Raw genomic sequence first — 514 nt, forward strand, 5'->3', positions numbered from 1 at the left:
TTCATGAACGAACTGTCGACTGCTAAAGAGTTGAAAGTTCAGCTACCTGAGCGCGACGAAAAGTCATTACATGAATACTTACCAGAAGCTTTTGGTCCAGCAGACCTTGGTATTGAGTCTGGTTTGATGACCGAAGTAAAACACCAATTTGTGTGTGATGATGAAGCCGCATTGATTCAACAAGCCGTCGAAGCGATGAACATGAGCCATGCGCCGTATACCAATAACCTCAGTGGTTTGGCATTAGAGCTCGCGAACGGTCGTGTGTTTAAAGGTGCTTATGCAGAAAACGCCGCATTTAACCCAAGCCTTCCACCGCTACAAGTAGCACTGATTCAAGTGTTGTTGGCAGGCGAAACCTTCGACAGCATTAAGGCTGCCGCTCTAGTGGAAAACTCTGAGGGTAAAATCAGTCACCTAGCAGACACGCAGTCTACGTTAGAAGCGCTAAACCCAGATATTCCCGTCAGTTTTGTTAACGTGTAAAATTCACTAATATGTCATTAAAAGCTCT

1 protein-coding gene is annotated in these 514 nt (G+C 45.1%); it reads left to right on the forward strand.

Annotated features, from left to right (window positions below; translation table 11 throughout):
• Positions 1–486: cytidine deaminase (gene cdd, locus R7R78_RS29560; RefSeq protein ID WP_225475019.1), on the forward strand; the 486-nt coding region annotated here is incomplete at its 5' end.
• Positions 487–514 lie beyond the last annotated feature (28 nt).

It is taken from the genome of Vibrio sp. 2134-1 (genome assembly GCF_033339495.1).